The sequence below is a fragment of the Verminephrobacter eiseniae EF01-2 genome (genome assembly GCF_000015565.1).
Classification (GTDB): domain Bacteria; phylum Pseudomonadota; class Gammaproteobacteria; order Burkholderiales; family Burkholderiaceae_C; genus Acidovorax; species Acidovorax eiseniae.
Genome location: NC_008786.1, coordinates 3,757,194 through 3,770,743, shown reverse-complemented (window position 1 = coordinate 3,770,743; position 13,550 = coordinate 3,757,194). Strand labels below are relative to the sequence as shown.

At 64.9% G+C, this 13,550-nt stretch carries 19 protein-coding genes; 10 read left to right on the top strand and 9 right to left on the bottom strand.

The window, feature by feature from the left end; all coding sequences use genetic code 11:
* Positions 1–9: 9 nt before the first annotated feature.
* Both meaB and VEIS_RS31210 read right to left on the bottom strand, forming a co-directional pair.
* The gene (gene meaB / locus VEIS_RS16495) at positions 10–1,041 is read right to left on the bottom strand and encodes a methylmalonyl Co-A mutase-associated GTPase MeaB (RefSeq protein ID WP_011811113.1); all 1,032 of its coding nucleotides are present in this window, start codon (positions 1,039–1,041) and stop codon (positions 10–12) included.
* A complete protein-coding gene (locus VEIS_RS31210) occupies positions 1,034–1,159 on the bottom strand; it encodes a hypothetical protein (RefSeq protein WP_265259682.1) in 126 nt (41 codons plus the stop codon). The genes meaB and VEIS_RS31210 overlap by 8 nt, the downstream gene beginning before the upstream one ends.
* Before the next feature lie 23 nt (positions 1,160–1,182).
* Here VEIS_RS31210 and VEIS_RS28915 point away from each other — a divergent pair, with 23 nt between their 5' ends.
* Positions 1,183–1,350 (top strand): hypothetical protein, encoded by a 168-nt coding sequence (locus VEIS_RS28915; RefSeq protein ID WP_232287725.1) that lies wholly within the window; start codon positions 1,183–1,185, stop codon positions 1,348–1,350.
* Positions 1,351–1,376: 26 nt separating this feature from the next.
* On the opposite strand, the gene scpA is transcribed toward VEIS_RS28915, so the two are convergent.
* Positions 1,377–3,572, bottom strand: coding sequence for a methylmalonyl-CoA mutase (scpA, locus tag VEIS_RS16490; RefSeq protein ID WP_011811111.1), 2,196 nt, complete (start codon positions 3,570–3,572; stop codon positions 1,377–1,379).
* 196 nt (positions 3,573–3,768) lie between these two features.
* On the opposite strand from scpA, the gene VEIS_RS16485 reads away from it, so the two are divergent.
* From VEIS_RS16485 to VEIS_RS26625, 6 genes are all read left to right on the top strand, one after another.
* A complete protein-coding gene (locus VEIS_RS16485; RefSeq protein ID WP_011811110.1) occupies positions 3,769–4,404 on the top strand; it encodes a GntR family transcriptional regulator in 636 nt (211 codons plus the stop codon).
* Positions 4,405–4,554: 150 nt separating this feature from the next.
* Positions 4,555–5,151: a DUF2796 domain-containing protein gene (locus VEIS_RS16480; protein WP_011811109.1), complete on the top strand. Its 597-nt coding sequence runs from the start codon at positions 4,555–4,557 to the stop codon at positions 5,149–5,151.
* Positions 5,152–5,179: 28 nt separating this feature from the next.
* Positions 5,180–5,881, top strand: a complete 702-nt coding sequence (locus tag VEIS_RS16475; protein ID WP_049774081.1) for an ABC transporter ATP-binding protein — start codon at positions 5,180–5,182, stop codon at positions 5,879–5,881.
* On the top strand, positions 5,878–7,143 hold the full coding sequence (locus VEIS_RS16470) for an ABC transporter permease (RefSeq protein WP_011811107.1): 1,266 nt from the start codon (positions 5,878–5,880) through the stop codon (positions 7,141–7,143). Before VEIS_RS16475 ends, VEIS_RS16470 begins: the two co-directional genes overlap by 4 nt.
* 9 nt (positions 7,144–7,152) lie before the next feature.
* Entirely contained in the window at positions 7,153–7,707 is a 555-nt protein-coding gene (locus VEIS_RS16465; RefSeq protein WP_011811106.1) for a DUF3299 domain-containing protein, read from the top strand.
* 20 nt (positions 7,708–7,727) lie between these two features.
* A complete protein-coding gene (locus VEIS_RS26625; RefSeq protein WP_157048417.1) occupies positions 7,728–7,880 on the top strand; it encodes a hypothetical protein in 153 nt (50 codons plus the stop codon).
* A 7-nt stretch (positions 7,881–7,887) separates the two neighbouring features.
* Here the strand turns inward: VEIS_RS26625 and VEIS_RS16460 are convergent, their stop codons facing one another.
* The 3 genes from VEIS_RS16460 to VEIS_RS16450 are packed head-to-tail and all read right to left on the bottom strand — an operon-like array spanning position 7,888 to position 10,513.
* Positions 7,888–8,850 carry a metal ABC transporter solute-binding protein, Zn/Mn family gene (locus VEIS_RS16460; protein WP_011811105.1) on the bottom strand — a complete coding sequence of 321 codons (963 nt, stop codon included), beginning with the start codon at positions 8,848–8,850 and terminating at the stop codon, positions 7,888–7,890.
* Entirely contained in the window at positions 8,847–9,761 is a 915-nt protein-coding gene (locus VEIS_RS16455) for a metal ABC transporter permease (RefSeq protein WP_011811104.1), read from the bottom strand. The genes VEIS_RS16460 and VEIS_RS16455 overlap by 4 nt, the downstream gene beginning before the upstream one ends.
* Entirely contained in the window at positions 9,761–10,513 is a 753-nt protein-coding gene (locus tag VEIS_RS16450) for a metal ABC transporter ATP-binding protein (protein ID WP_232287724.1), read from the bottom strand. The genes VEIS_RS16455 and VEIS_RS16450 overlap by 1 nt, the downstream gene beginning before the upstream one ends.
* Positions 10,514–10,776: 263 nt before the next feature.
* Here VEIS_RS16450 and VEIS_RS16445 point away from each other — a divergent pair, with 263 nt between their 5' ends.
* Entirely contained in the window at positions 10,777–11,214 is a 438-nt protein-coding gene (locus VEIS_RS16445) for a Fur family transcriptional regulator (protein ID WP_011811102.1), read from the top strand.
* Positions 11,215–11,397: 183 nt separating this feature from the next.
* On the opposite strand, the gene ltnD is transcribed toward VEIS_RS16445, so the two are convergent.
* Genes ltnD through VEIS_RS24895 form a run of 3 tightly spaced genes read right to left on the bottom strand, consistent with a single transcriptional unit; the run spans position 11,398 to position 13,081 of the window.
* Positions 11,398–12,318: an L-threonate dehydrogenase gene (gene ltnD / locus VEIS_RS16440; RefSeq protein ID WP_011811101.1), complete on the bottom strand. Its 921-nt coding sequence runs from the start codon at positions 12,316–12,318 to the stop codon at positions 11,398–11,400.
* The gene (locus tag VEIS_RS30685) at positions 12,315–12,647 is read right to left on the bottom strand and encodes a hypothetical protein (protein ID WP_232287723.1); all 333 of its coding nucleotides are present in this window, start codon (positions 12,645–12,647) and stop codon (positions 12,315–12,317) included. Before VEIS_RS30685 ends, ltnD begins: the two co-directional genes overlap by 4 nt.
* Entirely contained in the window at positions 12,647–13,081 is a 435-nt protein-coding gene (locus tag VEIS_RS24895; RefSeq protein ID WP_049773947.1) for a VOC family protein, read from the bottom strand. Before VEIS_RS24895 ends, VEIS_RS30685 begins: the two co-directional genes overlap by 1 nt.
* A 118-nt stretch (positions 13,082–13,199) precedes the next feature.
* On the opposite strand from VEIS_RS24895, the gene VEIS_RS29810 reads away from it, so the two are divergent.
* On the top strand, positions 13,200–13,409 hold the full coding sequence (locus VEIS_RS29810) for a hypothetical protein (protein ID WP_198138083.1): 210 nt from the start codon (positions 13,200–13,202) through the stop codon (positions 13,407–13,409).
* Positions 13,406–13,537, top strand: coding sequence for a hypothetical protein (locus VEIS_RS31690; RefSeq protein WP_407831844.1), 132 nt, complete (start codon positions 13,406–13,408; stop codon positions 13,535–13,537). The genes VEIS_RS29810 and VEIS_RS31690 overlap by 4 nt, the downstream gene beginning before the upstream one ends.
* Positions 13,538–13,550: the final 13 nt, after the last annotated feature.

The following is a 13,550-nucleotide window of genomic DNA, read 5'->3' as shown; positions in this document are numbered from 1 at the left end:
CTTTTCGGCTCAATCCGTTGGGACCTCGCCGACGGCCGCCGCAAGCAGATGGCGCGCAGCCGTGCTGGCCGCGATCTGCCCGGACTGCACTGCGGCGCTGAGTTGCGGCAGTTGCTGGCGCACGGCCGGGTGGTTTTTGAAAGACTGCTTCAGCCCGGCGTCGATGCGCTGCCACATCCACGCCAGCGCCTGGCTCTGGCGCCTCGTGTGGAACGCGCCATTGGCCATTTGCAGCGTTTGAAATTCGCGCACAGCCGCCCACAAGGTGTCAATGCCCTGGCCATGCAATGCGCTCGATGTGATGACCCGGGGCTGCCAGTGCGCCGCGCGTTGCGCGCCCGCCGCCGCCTGCGGCTGCGGGTGCGCGCTGGCGTGTCCGTGTATTTCCGTCAACTGCAGGCCGGAACTGATCTGCGCTTGGGCCCGTGTGGCGGCATCGGCATCGATGTCGGCCTTGTTGATGAGCACCAGATCGGCCAGTTCCAGCACGCCTTTCTTGATGGCCTGCAGGTCATCGCCGGCGTTGGGCAACTGCATCAGCACCAGCATGTCCGTCATGCCCGCCACCGCCACCTCGCTTTGGCCCACGCCCACGGTTTCGACGATGACGATGTCGTAGCCCGCCGCTTCGCACACCAGCATGGCCTCGCGGGTCTTTTCGGCCACGCCGCCCAGCGTGCCGCTGCTCGGGCTGGGGCGGATAAACGCCTGCTCGTGCATGGACAGCTTTTCCATGCGCGTCTTGTCGCCCAGGATGGAGCCACCCGATACGGAACTCGACGGGTCGATGGTGAGCACCGCCACGCGCCGGCCCTGGTCGATCAGGTACAGCCCCAGCGCCTCGATCAAGGTGGATTTGCCCACCCCCGGCACGCCGCTGAACCCCAGGCGCAAAGACTTGCCGGTGTATGGCAACAGCGCCGTCAGCAGCGCATCGCCCTGCGCGCGATGCTGCGCCCGCGTGGATTCCAGCAGGGTAATGGCTTTGGCGATGGCGCGGCGCTGGACGGATGCGTCGCCATGCAATATCGCATCACGCATCCAGCGACTCCGGGTAGCGCAGCTTTTCCTGGTCTTCAGACACGGACACATATGCTCGCCCTATCAAACCATTGACCACTGTTTCGATTTGAGAGTCATCCAGTTGATTGGCAAACACGGAGTGATTCTCCAAGTCCACTAGTGTCGCGTCACCGATCATTTGTCGGTCTGCGCCGGCCATCGGAGCGCATCGCGGCGTTGCATCGCTTGCCAATACGCTCGGTATGGGCTGCGCGCTGCGCCTTGCGCTGCGCTCCGATGGCTGCGCGCAGCCTACGACATCTGATCGGTGACGCGACACCAGGATGATTTGCGTTTTCATGGGCAGGTGCTTTTTACTTGCCCGTCGCCGCGAGCGTCTTTTCGATCTGGCGCAGTACGTCGCGTGCGCTGACCGGAATCGGCGTGCCCGGGCCGTAGATGCCATGCACACCGGCGGCGTACAGAAAATCGTAGTCCTGGCGCGGAATCACCCCGCCGACGAACACGATGATGTCGTCGGCCCCCTGCGCCTTGAGCGCGGCAATGATGGCCGGCACCAGCGTTTTGTGGCCGGCGGCCAGTGTGGACACGCCCACGGCGTGCACGTCGTTTTCGATCGCCTGGCGTGCGCATTCCTCGGGCGTCTGGAACAGCGGGCCGATGTCCACGTCAAAGCCCAGGTCGGCAAAGGCCGTGGCCACGACCTTGGCGCCACGGTCGTGGCCATCCTGGCCCAGTTTGCTGACCATGACGCGCGGGCGGCGCCCCTGTTTGTCGGCAAAGGCGGCAATGTCGGCCTTCAGCGCATTCCAGTATTCCATGGTGTCCGCCTGCGCGCTGTCGTAGGCCGCCGCGTATACGCCCGAGACCTTGTTGCTGTCTGCGCGGTGCCGGCCAAAGGCTTTTTCCAGCGCGTCGCTCACTTCCCCCACGGTGGCCCGCAAGCGCATCGCCTGAATGCTCAGTTCCAGCAGGTTCCCCGAGCCGTTCTGCGCCGCAAGCGTGATGGCGTCCAGTGCCGCGTGCACGCCGGCGGTGTCGCGCCCCGCTTTCATTTTTTGCAGACGGGCAATTTGCCCGTGGCGCACCGCCACGTTGTCGATGTCGCGCACCTCGATGACATCCTCGGTCCCGGGCTGGTATTTGTTCACGCCCACGATCACGTCCTGGCCGCTATCGATGCGGGCCTGTTTTTGCGCGGCAGCGGCTTCGATCTTCAGCTTGGCCCAGCCGCTGTCCACCGCCCGGGTCATGCCGCCCATGGCCTCGACTTCTTCGATGATGGCCCACGCCGCATCGGCCATATCCTGCGTGAGTTTTTCCATCATGTACGAGCCGGCCCAGGGGTCGATCACCTTGGCGATGTGGGTCTCCTCCTGGAGGATGAGCTGCGTATTGCGCGCAATGCGGGCGCTGAACTCGGTGGGCAGCGCGATGGCTTCATCGAATGCGTTGGTGTGCAAGCTCTGCGTGCCGCCAAACACCGCCGCCATGGCCTCGATGGTGGTGCGCACCACGTTGTTGTAAGGGTCCTGCTCGGTCAGCGACCAGCCCGAGGTCTGGCAATGCGTGCGCAGCATCAGGCTCTTGGGATTTCTGGCCCCGGTCTGCTTCATGATGCGGCACCACAGCAGGCGTGCCGCGCGCATCTTGGCCACCTCCAGATAGAAATTCATGCCTACGGCCCAGAAGAACGACAGGCGCCCGGCGAACTCATCGACATCCATGCCCCGGGCCAGCGCAGTCTTCACATACTCCTTGCCATCGGCCAGCGTGAAGGCCAACTCCAGCGCCTGGTTGGCTCCGGCCTCTTGCATGTGGTAGCCCGAGATCGAGATCGAGTTGAACCGGGGCATGTGGCTGGCCGTGTAGCCGATGATGTCGCCAATGATCCGCATCGACGGCTTGGGCGGATAGATATAGGTATTGCGCACCATGAACTCTTTCAGGATATCGTTCTGAATCGTCCCGGAGAGCTGCTCCTGGCGCACGCCCTGCTCCTCGGCCGCCACCACATAGCCGGCCAGCACGGGCAGCACCGCGCCGTTCATGGTCATCGAGACCGACACCTGGTCCAGCGGAATCTGGTCGAACAAAATCTTCATGTCCTCGACCGAGTCGATCGCCACACCGGCCTTGCCCACATCCCCCGTCACCCGGGGATGGTCGCTGTCATAGCCACGGTGCGTGGCCAGGTCGAACGCCACCGACACCCCCTGCCCTCCCGCCGCCAGCGCCTTGCGGTAGAAGGCGTTGGACTCCTCGGCGGTCGAGAACCCTGCGTACTGGCGGATGGTCCAGGGGCGCACCGCATACATCGTGGCCTGCGGGCCGCGCAGATAAGGCTCAAAGCCGGGCAGCGTGTCGGCGTAGCGCAGCCCGGCCGTGTCCGCAGCGGTGTACAGCGGCTTGACGGTAATGCCATCGGGCGTGACCCAGTTCAGAGCGCCGACAGCGCCACCAGGCGCCGACTTGGCAGCGGCTTTGGCCCAGGCTTCGAGCGAAGCAGCGGCGAACTCGGGGGCGGTGCTGTGGGGCTTGTCACTCATGGTGAAGGCTTCTCCGAAGAAGGCGGGTGGCGTCCAGGCCCGCGATGGCATTCGGGCATGGGGCCGCGGCGTGCAACGGCGTACAGGGGCATGGAACAACGTGCAAAGGCATGCAGGCGAACCCCGATGCGGCGCAGAGTTTACCTCTTTCGTAATTATTCATTCAAAATATTCGGCCCGTCTTACAATCGGGCCCATGCCTGCCCTGAAGCCCCGCGCACTGTATGAAGAAGTGGCCGAGCAACTGCGCCAGCGCATCTTCCGCCGCGCACTGCAGCCCGGCCATTGGATCGACGAATTGAAGATCGCTGAAGAATTCGGCATCAGCCGCACGCCGCTGCGCGAGGCGCTGAAAGTTCTGGCAACCGAAGGACTGGTCACCATGAAACTGCGCCGCGGCGCCTATGTGACCGAGGTGTCCGAACGGGACCTGCGCGATGTCTACCACCTGCTGGGCCTGCTCGAAAGCGACGCGGCCGCTGTCGTCGCCAGCACCGCGACGGCAGCCCAGTTGCAGGCGCTGCAAGACCTGCACGCTGACCTGGAGGCCGCAGCCGACGAACGCGAGCGCTTTTTTGCGCTGAACGAGCGCTTTCACATGCGGCTGCTGGAACTGGCCAACAACCGCTGGCGCAGCCAGATGGTGGCCGATTTGCGCAAGGTGATGAAGCTCAACCGCCACCACTCGCTGTTCAAGCAGGGGCGGATCGACGACTCGCTGCATGAGCACCGCGCCATCCTTGCCGCCCTGCTGGCACGCGACGCCCGGGCCACGGAGCAGGCCATGCGGGCGCATTTCGCCCAGGGTTTGGAAGCGGCAAGCCCGGATTGATACGGCTCAGGAGCGCCTTAGCGTGCCATTCGGGACCTCGCCGGGCTGCCTTGTCGGAACCGGGTTGAACTTTTCCGATAATGGCTTATCAGTAAGCCGAGACGCTGGCGCCCTGCCAGGGTCGAACCTTCAGCCCACCAAGGAGTTCCGATGGATCGTCCTCCGCGCCATTTCCGGCGCGCCCACTGCGCGGCCCTCGCTCTATCGATCTGGGCTGCGGCGGCCAGCGCTGACGAACATGCCCATACGCACGGTCGTCTGGAACTGGACGTGGCGATCGATGCCCGGTCCATCACCCTGGAAATCGAATCCCCGCTGGACAGTTTTCTCGGGTTCGAACATGCCCCCCGCACCGATGCGCAGAAAAAGCGTGTGGCGGACATGGTGGCGCGACTGAATGCAGCGGATCGACTCTTTCGGCCCGATCCTGCGGCCGAATGCAAGCTGTCCAGGGTGGCGCTGAGCTCGCAGGCGCTGGGCCTTGGAGACGCCGAAGAGGAATCTGAACACGGGCCGGAACCGGCGACCAGGAAGAAGCCGGCGGCCGGCCAGCAAGACGAGCATGCCGACATCGACATGACGGTTGTGTTTTCTTGCGCCAAGGCGAGCGCCGCGCGCTACATCGACATCCAGTTGTTCAACGCATTCGAGGGCATCCGCACCATCGATGCGCAGGTGGCCGCACCCCAGGGCCAGTTCAAACGCCGACTGAGCGCCCCATCGCCCAGGTTGGGCTGGGGCCGCTGAGGTGTCAGTAGTGCCTGGCGCCTGCGTGATGGAGTTGGCAAATCTGCGTTTCGCCTGGCCGCGCAGCCAGGGGGACTGCCTGAACATCGCGGCACTGCGGATCGCTGCCGGGGAACGGGTATTCCTGCACGGCCCGAGCGGCTGCGGCAAGAGCAGCCTGCTGTCGCTGATGGCGGGTGTGCTGCTGCCGCAGGAAGGCCATGCCTCGTTGCTGGGGCAAAGCTGGCGCGACATGCGGGTCGCCGCGCGTGATCGGTACCGGGTGGATCATGTGGGCTACATCTTTCAGCAGTTCAATCTGCTGCCGTATCTGAGCGTGATGGACAACGTTCTGGCGCCCTGCCGCTTCTCGGCCCTGCGCCGCATGGCGGCAGCCCGGCAATCGGGCTCGATCACCTGCGACGCGCAGACCTGGCTGGACGCCATGGGGCTGGAACGCGCGCTGTGGAGCCGGCCCGCGCGCGATCTCTCGGTCGGCCAGCAACAGCGGGTGGCGGCAGCGCGCGCGCTGATCGGTCGCCCGGCCGTGGTCATCGCCGATGAACCGACATCCGCACTGGACGAGGACCGGCGCGCAGCGTTCCTCCAATGGCTGCTGTCCGCCTGCGACGAGGCCGGCAGCACATTGGTGTTCGTGAGCCACGACAGGCGCATCGCGGAACATTTCCCGCGCCAGATTCTGCTGCCCTCGATCAACGAGGCCGTAGCGGCAGAGGCAGCGCCGGCATGACCGGATTTCTCCTTGGCCTGGCATGGCGCAGCGCCTGGAACCGGCGCTTCACGCTCGTGCTCACCGTGTGCTCCATCGCGTTGTCGACCTTCATGCTGATCGGCGTGGAACGCATCCGCACCGATCTGCGCGACAGCTTTACCAGCGCCGTCTCGGGCACGGACCTGATCGTCGGCGCGCGGACGGGCTCCATACAGTTGCTGCTCTACGCGGTTTTCCACATTGGCGCCGCCACCAACGATATCCGCTGGAGCAGCGTGCAGGCACTCGGACAGCAACGCGGCGTTGCCTGGGTGGTGCCGCTTTCGCTGGGGGACTCGCACCGCGGATTTCCGGTACTGGGGACATCGGCGGGCTATTTCGAGCACTTGCGCTACGGCGACCAGCAATCGCTGCGCCTGGAGCAAGGCAGCGTCTTCGCGGACCTGTTCGACGCCGTGATCGGCGCCGAGGTCGCGGACCGGCTGGGCTACCGCTTGGGGCAGCGCATCACCTTGGCCCATGGCAGCGGCGATTTGCATCTTTCCGATCATGCCGACAAGCCGTTCAGGATCACGGGCATCCTGGCGCGCACCGGAACGCCCGTGGACCGCACCGTGCACATCAGCCTCGAAGCGATGCAAGCCTTGCATGTGGATTGGTTTGCCGGCGCGCCCATCCCCGGCGGTCACATCGACCCCGATCGAGTGCGCAGCATGAACCTGCAGCCCAAGGCCGTCACCGCCGCCCTCGTGGGGCTGAAGAATCGCGCTGCCGTATTTTCCGTGCAGCGGCAGGTCAACCAATTTGCCGCCGAGCCGCTGATGTCCATTTTGCCGGGGGTGGCCCTGGATGAGCTGTGGGATGTCATCGGCACCGGCGAGCAGGCGCTGCTGCTCATGTCCGCCTTGGTGGCCGCCGTCAGCATGGCCGCTCTGGTCTCGGTGGTGCTTGCCGGGCTGAACGAAAGGCGCCGGGAATTGGCGGTTCTTCGGGCCGTCGGCGCCAGTCCCCATCATGTGCTGCTGCTCCTGGCCCTGGAGGGGTCGATGGTCACCATCTCCGGCATCACCGTGGGCATTGTCGCCATGGTCGGGGCCTTGGTCGCTGCCGGCCCATGGCTACAGTCGGCCTATGGCCTGACCTTGCACGCGGCGCAACCCACAAACTTGCAATGGGCGCTGCTGGCGGGCCTGCTGCTCGCTGGCTCTCTGGCGGGCCTGCTGCCCGGCTGGCGCGCATACCGGCTGGCGCTGGCCGACGGGCTGGCGCCAAGAATCTGAGGCCATCACATGACGACTACCCGCCGCCTGGCCACGCGCCGCCACCTCTTGGTTGCCGCCCTTGCGGCGCTCGCCATTCCGGCCTACGCCATCGACTATCGGGAGATCAGTTGGGACGATCTCGTCCCGAAGGATTGGGATCCGATGAAGTCGTTTCGTGACCTCCAGAATCTGGATGCGCTGCCAGACACTGATCCGCGCATTCAAAAGCTCTATGACCGGATGCGCCAAGTGTGGGACAGCGCGCCGACCGTGCCCGCCATGCAGGGCAAGGAAGGCAGGATTGCCGGGTATCTGGTGCCGCTCGAAGAAGGCAAGCAGGGGATTCGCGAGTTCTTGCTGGTGCCCTACTTCGGCGCCTGCATTCATCTGCCGCCGCCGCCCGCGAATCAGATCGTTCATGTCCGGGCCTCGACGCCAGTCCGGGGCCTGAGGTCGATGGATGCGGTGTGGGTGAGCGGTCGATTCGGACTACAGCGCTCCGACTCCACGCTGGGCGTCAGCGGCTACACCATGACCGCAGACAGCGTGACGAAACACCAAGGGCCAGGCGGAAAGCCTTAGATGCTGCGGCACTTCGCCTAGTGTCGCGTCACCGATCATCTGTCGGTCTGCGCTGGCCATCGAAGCGCATCGCGGCGTTGCATCGCTTGCCAATACAGCTCGGTATGGGCTGCGCGATGCGCCTTGCGCTGCGCTCCGATGGCTGCGCGCAGCCTACGACATCTGACCGGTGACGCGACACTAGGGTGTGCGTTGCGCCGCCGCCGCCAATGCGCTGGCGAGCGTGGCGGTGTTGCCCTGCATCAAAAGGAGATAGGTTGCCGCAGGCCCATCGGGGGGAGACAGCGCATCGGAGTACAGCTTTCCGCCAACGGTGGCGCCCGTCTCGCGCGCCAGTTGCTCGACGAGCCGGGGATCCGAGATGTTCTCGATGAACATGGCAGGAATACGCTGCGCACGCACTTGGTCGACCAGGCGTGCGATGTCGCTTGCCGATGGCTCGGCCTGCGTGGAAAAACCGCGCGCAGGCACAATGCGCAGCCCATAGGCTTGCGCGTAGTACCCGAATGCGTCATGGGTCGTCACCAAGACACGGCGCTCGGGGGGCAGCGCGGCAAAGGTTCGTCGAATCTGCGCGTCCAGCGCCAGCAAACGCTCGCTGTACGCCGCAGCGCGCGCCCGATAGGCGGCGGCATGCGCCGGGTCCTTCTTGGCAAACCCTTTGGCAATGTTGTTGGCATAGATCACAGCGTTGGCCACGTTCTGCCAGGCATGCGGATCGCGCGGCGCATGGTGGTGGCGGTCACCCTTGCCGCCGCTGTCGTGGGCCTGCGCCGAGGCATCGAACGTCCGGACTTTGACGCCTTCGGAGGCAATCGATTCAAGCCCTTTGAACCCGGCAGATTTTTTCAAGCGCGCCATCCAGCCCTCGAAGCCCAATCCATTGGACACCAGGACCGACGCTCGTTGCAGTGTTCGCGCATGCTGCGGGGTCGGCTCGAACATGTGGGCGTCGCCATCAGGCCCTACCAGTGCGGTCACACTGACATCCGGCCCGCCCACTTCGCGGGCGATATCGGCCAGGATGGAAAAACTCGCCACGACATTCAGTCCGGGTTCGGCGGCCCAGCCTGGAGACGAAACGGCCAGCGCCATCAGCAGCAAGGCGCGGCGGGAGTTTTTCAAGAACGGGCGAGGGATCATCTGGATTCTCCTGCGGTGACAGACATATTTCGTTGCCGGCGGGGTGGACGCCGGGCCCACAAGCCGCCATCAGGCCCGACGGTCAGCGACACGGCATACAGCACGCCCAGGCACAGCGTGATCGCGGATGACGCCGCGATGCCGAGGCGAAAAGAAAGCCACAGCCCTGCCCCACTTCCCGCCAGGCCGCACAGCACGGCCAATGCCATCTGCGCGCCGAGTGACCTGACCCAGAACCTGGCTGCTGCGGCTGGCAATATCAGGAAGGCCACGGCCATCAAAGTCCCGAGCGAATGAAAGCCGCCCACCAGATTGAGTACCAGCAGCAGCATGAACACGGCATGGGCCAGCACCCCTTGCCGGCCCATGCCGCGCAAGAACCCGGGATCGAAACACTCGACCGCCAGAGGCCGGTAGATGAGCGCCAGCGCAAAAACCGAGACCGTGGCGATCGAGGCGCCCAACAGCAAGGTCGGATCGTCGAGTGCCAGCACCGAGCCGAACAACACATGCAGCAGGTCAACGTTCGAGCCTCTGAGCGAGACCAGCAGCACCCCCAACGCCAGCGAGATCAGATAGAAGCTCGCAAAACTCGCGTCTTCGCGCAGCGTGGTCAACCGGGACACCATGCCCGCCAAGGCCACCACCAGGAGTCCGGCCAGCAACCCGCCCGCAGTCATCGCCGGCAACGACAGGCCAAAGAAAAAATACCCCAGGGCAGCGCCTGGAAGAATCGCATGCGCCATGGCATCGCCGACCAAGCTCATGCGACGCAACAGCAAGATGACCCCGAGCGGACTGGCGCCCACGCTCAGGCAAACGCAGCCCGCCAACGCGCGGCGCATGAATTCGTAGTCGGCAAAAGGCCCCCAGACAGTCGTCATGGCGCCCATCACGCCCATCACGCTCATCACGATCTTCCTGCTGCTGGCGCGGCCGATGGCGCGCCGGCACGCCCGAACGCCGCGAGGGCATTCAGGCTTTCGGGCGTCTCGCCCCACGAAAGGCCCTGGCCGGCCAGGGCCAGGGTTCTGGGAAAGTGCGCGCGCACCAGTTCGAGGTCATGCACGACCGTGACGACCGTTTTCGCCTCCGCGTGCCAGCGTGCGATGAGCCGCAGAAGGTCTTCCACGGTCGGCGTGTCGATCCCCGCAAAAGGCTCGTCGAGCAACACGACGGGCGCATCTTGCACCAGGACGCGCGCGAAGCGAACGCGCTGGAACTGACCTCCGGACAGACCACTGATCCAGGTATGCTCGAAACCCTGCAGTCCCACCGCAGCGATCGCATCGGCGATGCACTGCCTGAACGGACGCCCGACGGCGCGCAGGCTCCCGACGCGGTTCCATAGCCCCAGCGCCACGAAATCGGACACGGTGATCGGAAAGCCCCGATCGACCTCGTTGGTTTGGGAAAGGTACGCCATCGCGCGTGCAGGCCACCGGCATTCCACCCACCCCTGGGTCGGCCGGACCAGCCCCAGCAAGCCCTTGAGCAGCGTCGTCTTGCCGGCCCCATTCGGGCCTACGATGGCCGTCAGGGAACCCTGCGCAAACCTTCCGCTCAGCCCGGAGATGGCAACGGCGTTTCGGTAACCCAACGCAACGCCATGCAAAACGATGTCCGTTGACGGCCCACCCGCGCCGTCGCCCGAAAAGGGCAAGGCGCAAGATGAAGAATGGTTCCACCAACTCACCACCAACCCCATGCCCAACCCACCGACGCCCACAGGCCCGCAGCAATGCAGGCGGCCATTGCGCAACGGATAGTCACGGAGGTCTGGAGCAAACTGGGGCCCCACCAAGGTTCAAGCCGCACGGCGATCTGGTTTTTCATGGGCCAGATGATAGTGCATACTCATTATCGAATCTACCCCGGAGTGCCCAGAGCACTCTTGCACGAGACCACCGACATCCGGAGCCACCGATGGAACGTTCAACCCGACAACGCAGTTCAATCAGAACGGTGATGGAAGCCGCCGGGCGCCCACTGTTGCCGGGCGAGATCCTCGTCGCGGCGCAGCGCGATGTGCCCAACATCGGGCTGGCCACCGTTTACCGCAACCTCAAACAGCTCATGGATGCCGGCGAGATCCAGATGGTCGAACTCCCCGGGGAGGCGCCCCGCTATGAATTGTCCGGGCACAAGCACCACCATCATTTCAGTTGCAAGCTGTGCCATCGCGTATTCGATGTGCATGAGTGCCCCGGGAACATGATGCAGCTTGCGCCGCAGGGGTTTGTCGTGGAGGGCCACGAACTGACCCTGTACGGCCGGTGCAACGACTGCCGATCGGGCGCCGCGTCACAGCGGCCCGGTGCCGCACCGCATGTCGCCGCTCCCGGAGCGGGCAAGATGCGCTGATGGAACGCCGTTCGTGGCGCTCGTGGTGTTTCTCACACTTCGTCGCCCCGGATGGCCCGTCGAGACCGGCCGGCGATCACCTGCGCCACGCGCATGCCGACGCGCACCCAGCGAGCTGGCCAGGTGGGTTGGCCCGATCGGTGGCTCCGGCGCCATCGCCGGCGATGCCGCCGGGCCTGGTGCTCAGGCCTTTCCCTTTCCCTTTCCCTTTCCCTTTCCCTTTCCTTTGGGCAACTCGATGCCGGGGAAGATCTTGATCACCGCGCTGTCGTCTTCGTTGGCGAAGCCGGCGGACGACGCCTGCATGAACATCTGGTGCGCGGTGGACGCGAGCGGCAGCGGAAACTTGCTCGCACGCGCGGCATCGAGCACCAAGCCCAGGTCCTTGACGAAGATGTCGACCGCCGACAGCGGCGTGTAATCGCCCGCCAGCACATGGGCCATGCGGTTCTCGAACATCCAGCTATTGCCCGCACTGTGCGTGATCACCTCGTAGAGCGCGTCCAGTGCCACGCCCTCGCGCAGGCCCAGCGCCATCGCCTCGGCCGCCGCCGCGATGTGCACGCCGGCCAGCAACTGGTTGATGATCTTGACCTTGCTGCCCGCGCCCGCGCGGTCGCCCAGGCGATACACCTTGCCGGCCATCGCGTCGAGCACCGCACCCGCCTGCGCATAGGCTTGCGGCTTGGCGGACGACATCACCGTCATCTGCCCGCTCGCGGCCTTGGCCGCGCCGCCGGAGATCGGCGCGTCGATGTAATGAATGCCGGCCTGGCCCAACCGATCTTCGAGTGCGGCCGACCAGTGCGGATCGACGGTGGAACACATGACGAAGGTGCTGCCGGGCTTCATGGCTGCGGCTGCGCCACCTGCGCCGAACAGCACGGCCTCGGTCTGCGCCGCGTTGACCACGACGCTCACCACCACCGCGCAAGCCGCCGCGACTTCGGCGGGGTTGTTGCAGGCGACGCCGCCCTGCGCAGCGAAGGCCGTCGCCACGCCCGGCCGCAGATCGCACACATGCACTTCATAGCCGTTGGCACGCAGCGTCTGTGCGATGCCTGCGCCCATGGCGCCCAAGCCGACGATTCCTGCTTTTCTCATGGGGCTGGCTGCCTTTCCGGAGGAGGTTCCAAAAGACTCGTTGGCTCACCTCGTCGGCTTGCCGCATCCCGGGGCGCCGACTGACACGATGAAATCACTAGTGTCGCGTCACGGATCAGATGTCGTAGGCTGCGCGCAGCCATCGGAGCGCAGCGCAAGGCGCATCGCGCAGCCCATACCGAGCGTATTGGCAAGCGATGCAACGCCGCGATGCGCTTCGATGGCCAGCGCAGACCGACAGATGATCGGTGACGCGACACCAGCATTGGCGCTGCGTTGCTTTTCTTGGCGCACTCGGGGCCATCGCCATGCCGTTGCAGATACGGCATCAGTACGCCGTCGGTCGGGTCGAAGGGCCGGCCAGCGCGAGTTCTGCCGCATCGAAGGTGAGCTCGATCTTGAGCCCCACGGGGTCCCGCAGGAAGATCTGGTGCAGCGCAATGCCCGGCACCTGCGCCTCCTGCCAGTCGATGCCCTGTGCCTGGAGGTGCTCGCGTGTGCTCTTCAGTCCATGAGTGCGCAGCGAGACATGATCGAATTTCCCCGTGGGCAAGAAATCCGTTGTCGCAGGCTCACCGCCGGGCGCATTTCCAACCAGGTGCACGAGCGCCTGATCGCCAGCGTACAGCCAGTACCCGGGAAACGAAAACGCGGGTCGGGCACCCGCGCGCAGTTGCAGAACGCGCGAGTAGAAGTCCAGCAAAACGGGGAGCATGTCCTGGGCGACCCGCAAAGTGAAATGGTCGATCTGAGCGACTCTCATGTGTCCATGCTTTCAGAATGAATCGGGACTGTCATCATACGAACTTCAAAAGCCCTCCGTATGCTGGCTTCCACCAGCGCGCTGACGGAGTTTGGCAAGGCAAGCCGCGCGTCAGGGCATGCACGACGCGATCGCTTGGCGCGACGCGGCAATCGCGCCGGAGATGACCCGCCATCCGCTCGATCTGCTCGAGCAGCGACCCATACGTGATGGCCGTGCCGAAGTACTGGATCGCCGTCTTGTCCGGATCGCAGCGCGCCGCACTTGCGACGTTTCATTGATACGGGTCTCGATAACGGCCTCGCCGAGCGGTTCAACCGGACAATGAAGGAGCAAGCGATTCATGGGCGCATCTTCAAAAACCTGGAGGAGCTTCGTGCTGCCACCATCGCGTTCAGGGATCGATACAATCGCGACCGGCGGCTTGGGGAACTGGGCTTCAAATCATCCTCTTGAAGCCCGTCAGGAA

Bases quoted from the DNA above. Each gene is read 5' to 3' on its own strand.
- meaB (WP_011811113.1), bottom strand. From the start codon at position 1,041: ATGCGTGATGCGATATTGCATGGCGACGCATCCGTCCAGCGCCGCGCC.
- scpA (WP_011811111.1), bottom strand. From the start codon at position 3,572: ATGAGTGACAAGCCCCACAGCACCGCCCCCGAGTTCGCCGCTGCTTCG.
- VEIS_RS16485 (WP_011811110.1), top strand. From the start codon at position 3,769: ATGCCTGCCCTGAAGCCCCGCGCACTGTATGAAGAAGTGGCCGAGCAA.
- VEIS_RS16480 (WP_011811109.1), top strand. From the start codon at position 4,555: ATGGATCGTCCTCCGCGCCATTTCCGGCGCGCCCACTGCGCGGCCCTC.
- VEIS_RS16475 (WP_049774081.1), top strand. From the start codon at position 5,180: ATGGAGTTGGCAAATCTGCGTTTCGCCTGGCCGCGCAGCCAGGGGGAC.
- VEIS_RS16470 (WP_011811107.1), top strand. From the start codon at position 5,878: ATGACCGGATTTCTCCTTGGCCTGGCATGGCGCAGCGCCTGGAACCGG.
- VEIS_RS16465 (WP_011811106.1), top strand. From the start codon at position 7,153: ATGACGACTACCCGCCGCCTGGCCACGCGCCGCCACCTCTTGGTTGCC.
- VEIS_RS16460 (WP_011811105.1), bottom strand. From the start codon at position 8,850: ATGATCCCTCGCCCGTTCTTGAAAAACTCCCGCCGCGCCTTGCTGCTG.
- VEIS_RS16455 (WP_011811104.1), bottom strand. From the start codon at position 9,761: ATGAGCGTGATGGGCGTGATGGGCGCCATGACGACTGTCTGGGGGCCT.
- VEIS_RS16445 (WP_011811102.1), top strand. From the start codon at position 10,777: ATGGAACGTTCAACCCGACAACGCAGTTCAATCAGAACGGTGATGGAA.
- ltnD (WP_011811101.1), bottom strand. From the start codon at position 12,318: ATGAGAAAAGCAGGAATCGTCGGCTTGGGCGCCATGGGCGCAGGCATC.
- VEIS_RS30685 (WP_232287723.1), bottom strand. From the start codon at position 12,647: ATGCCGTATCTGCAACGGCATGGCGATGGCCCCGAGTGCGCCAAGAAA.
- VEIS_RS24895 (WP_049773947.1), bottom strand. From the start codon at position 13,081: ATGAGAGTCGCTCAGATCGACCATTTCACTTTGCGGGTCGCCCAGGAC.
- VEIS_RS29810 (WP_198138083.1), top strand. From the start codon at position 13,200: ATGCACGACGCGATCGCTTGGCGCGACGCGGCAATCGCGCCGGAGATG.
- VEIS_RS31690 (WP_407831844.1), top strand. From the start codon at position 13,406: ATGAAGGAGCAAGCGATTCATGGGCGCATCTTCAAAAACCTGGAGGAG.